We start from the raw sequence: 3,716 nt of genomic DNA on the forward strand, positions 1-3,716 counted from the left end.
GCTCCTTTTTTATGTGGGCGGTTCAAGGGTGAGTTTTCAAAGAAGGTTTCACTATATGGGCTCTGTCCTGTGTATTCCGAAAAATTCAGCGTAGCATTGAGCGCATCCGGTTGAAAGCTCATGTCGTCTGTATGTCCCGCATAAGGTAAATATTCTTTTACAGGACGGCCAAAACTATCGTACTCGATATGAGTAATCATATCGGTTCCGGTTCCAGATTGCTGTTGTGCAATTTGTTGGATGGGACGTCCTAATCCATCGAAATAGGTTACCTGCGATTGCGGATTGGTGGCACCTGCTTCGCGGTAATTCGTGGTTTTAACGTAATTCTGATTGGTACTTTGTCCTACTACGATCATAGGAAACAAGAGTAAGGCGTATACTATCTTTTTCATGATGATATTAGTTAGGTGCATAGTTGTATTGGTTCTCTTTGATGACATTCCCCTGGAAATCTTTTATTTTTTGTAAACGATTAAAAGTATCATATTCATAGGTTGTCGTTTGTCCTTTAGGATCCGTAATCGTACGGATTCCTACTTGAGGAATATAACTATAAGTAGTAACCATGGCTTCCGCAAGACTATTGCGTAAATTGTTAAGGGTCCCGATATGGGTTTCATTATAGTTTTGCAAGCCATTGATATCGGTTCCTAGAGCCGTTGCTACTTGAGCCGCAGTTGCATTCTCTATTTTGGCAATAGGCAATGATTTGTTATAACCCCATAAATAAACAATAGGTGTTCCTTTTTCCTGTTGTAATTCTTGTGGATTTCCTTTGGAATCATAAGCATTATAAGCAATACGATTTTCAATTTCAAGATCCCCTTTGGAGACCAATACTTTTTTCGGTAAAATCAAATCGTTGCCCCAATTTTGGAAAGCGGTTCGTTGAACTGAAAACGTAGTAGCATCATTCATCGTTGTTTCAGTTTGTATTGGTTCTGCAATACGATGCAAGGCATTACTCTTCATTGTATACACAGCATACCATTCTTCATTGGTCAAGGCAGGGCCAGCCAAAAAAGTTGAACTTGCAATATCATCAGCATAAATCATTTTGGTACGATAGGCATTTCCCTTACTATCAGTAGTAATGATACGGGTAGGTTCTAAATGTACTGGGTTATCATAAAAGAAATCTTTGGTTTGCGTCAATATAGCTGCTCCAGAATAATTGTTTGTGGTTTCTTTCGTTTTATAGAAAGGAGCAGCTAAATTATTATAGCTTTTTATTGTGAATTTTTTGTTTGAAATATTTTCAGAGATAATATTATAGCTCGAATTATTTCCATAGTCAGTACTAACATATTCATTAATAGTTTCTTGTAAAGGTTTATATGTAGAATTAACACTTGAATAAACTTTTTTATTGAGTAACGCTCCACGTCTGTGTGAATAATCTGTGGTTGGGGCTTGAAGGGAATATTGATTAAAAATAGTTCCAATATCTGGGTCAGGTATGAACATGAAGGTATATTCCGTCTTACCATTGATTCCTTCTCCTTCGGAATATTCTGTTACGTTGGTATAACCAGCAGAGTAGGAGCTCCCATTTGTTAAAGGAAATATTGGATTTGAATTTAATATGTTAGCATGAAAATAATTATATTCAGTATCGATATACATTAATTTTGAAAAATAAAGGAAGACAGGAGGATGCATTCCTAATCCACTGGATTTAATAGGGTTTTCAAATTGATTGTACTCGTATCTTTTTTGGGTAAGGGTGGTTTGATCAGTATCTTTATTGATTATTTTTTTCACTCTTAACCCACCCGCTAAAGCGCCATTTTCATCTTCGGGTTTTAATTTATAACCCGTAATAGAAAAATTAATATGATTAATCGGATTACTCGCTATGCTTATTCCATAACCGGATACTTCGATTCTAAGAGAGGTTTGTCCGGGTGCTAAATCTATTTTCTTCTCACCATATATGCTTGTTGTTAATATGAATACATCTGTAAAATCAATATTATTGGCTTTGTAGATTCGTATTTTAGGACAATCCAGTGCATTTGAATTACTACAATTATGTAATAAATTATAGGATAAAGTCAAACCACCGATATATTTTTCAGGATTTGGAATAGGGATGTTCAATTGAACTTCTCCTGGAGGTGCGGTATATGACATAAAGCCATAAAGAGGAGTACTTTGAAGTTCTGTTGTTGCCAAAATCCAATTGTTATTGCTAATAACGCGATTCGATTCAAATTCAAATTCGGTTGTTCCACCCGTAGGGTATTTAATTTTCGTTAAGGTACAGGCTTTGGCATAGTCTGGGTATACTTTTCGATTTCCTCCTTGACTGGTTACAATTAAATTGTAGTCTTGTGATAAATCAGGACTATTTCCATCTACAGGAACATACTGTATGGATGGATAATAAAAGTTGTTGGGCTGCCCATTATAATATCCCCAAAAATCCTGTGAATACGATAAACGGTCGGGTAGTTGTTGCGCTGTATTATAGGTAAATTCGTATTTATTATTCGTGAGGTTATTTTTGCTCTGGATTACATTTTTTAGATACAGACGGTACTTCCGTTGGTCAATATTTTCCATATTAAAACTACTAAGACCTTGTAATTGCGTTGCTACAAAATAATCATAACTCAAATTGTATTGATCGATCAAAGTATTACTATTATCAAAGAGTTTTACAGCAGTAAGCGCTACATCGTTTTTTAAATCAACACGAGCCAGATTATACTCAAAGTTAATGTATCCCAAATCATTTTTAATTTTGACAATACGGTGGGTTACATCACTATTGGAAGAAAAGGTTAAAGGTCTAGTAAAACCTGGAGGTAAGGCACTTAGAGAACTTTTTAAAATATTGCTTTGACTGGTTAGATTCCAAAATTCAATGGCATTACTGCCATATTCATAAGAAACCAATTCTCCTTTGATCGTTTCAATATCCATCAATTGCCAAGCCGTAATGAAATCCGTGAAATTAGGATTCATAAACGGAAAAGAAAAACTAGTTCCATTGATTTGAGACATAGAAGAGGTAGTAGAGGTATCATTGGCTTTGCGTAAACCATCTTTGGAAACACCCAGATAAAAAATAGTACCATCTTTTACAACGGCTTTCCAACCAATAATTGTAAGACCATTTTTTACAGGAGTGAATCGAACATTATCATAGGGATGCATAATAATTTCTCCAGTATTGTTGAAGAAGAATTTACCACTATAGCCCATAAAGTTATAATTGTAAATATCAGATTCCAAATCCTCATTTCCTTGACTTACAGTCTCAAGATAGCCTCTAATTTGAGGGTCATCGGCAGCAGAAGGATTCGATAGTATATAATTAATATGTGCCGTATTGTACAGATAGCCCATTCCTTTGTCATCTGGGATTCCACGAGTACTACGACTGATGGTTCCTCCCGCATTTAAGGCCCAACCTAAACCCACACGAGAAGCAATCTCATTGACTTTTATTCCAGCAGCATGATAGGCGATTGAGACAGGGATGGAGAGTTCTTTTCCTTGTAGTGTAACCATGGGTACAGAAATATTTGGTACACCAGTATAATGTCCTACAGGAGTATCACCAAATTTACCTAAGGAAGCAACATCCGGTGATGGTGGAAATATTTTTGGTAATTGTGGGGGTGTGTTGTCTTGTGCATACAGAAAAGCCTGTACAATCAAGAAAAATAAACAGATATTGTTTTTCATAATGAATCGAGTGT

Annotated in this window: 2 protein-coding genes; both read right to left on the minus strand. The window is 35.8% G+C overall.

Annotation, left to right across the window (positions count from 1 at the left end; translation table 11 throughout):
• A partial coding sequence (locus P6733_RS17800) for a DUF6443 domain-containing protein (RefSeq protein WP_306354304.1) occupies positions 1 to 395 on the minus strand: 395 nt, incomplete at its 3' end.
• Between the two features lie 7 nt (positions 396 to 402).
• Positions 403 to 3,702, minus strand: coding sequence for an RHS repeat domain-containing protein (locus tag P6733_RS17805; protein ID WP_306354305.1), 3,300 nt, complete (start codon positions 3,700 to 3,702; stop codon positions 403 to 405).
• Positions 3,703 to 3,716: the final 14 nt, after the last annotated feature.

Source organism: Flavobacterium aerium (assembly GCF_030766725.1).
In the GTDB taxonomy this organism is placed as follows: Bacteria; Bacteroidota; Bacteroidia; order Flavobacteriales; family Flavobacteriaceae; genus Flavobacterium; species Flavobacterium aerium.

Coding starts and splice junctions, on each gene's coding strand:
- P6733_RS17805 (WP_306354305.1), bottom strand. CDS start 3,702: ATGAAAAACAATATCTGTTTATTTTTCTTGATTGTACAGGCTTTTCTG.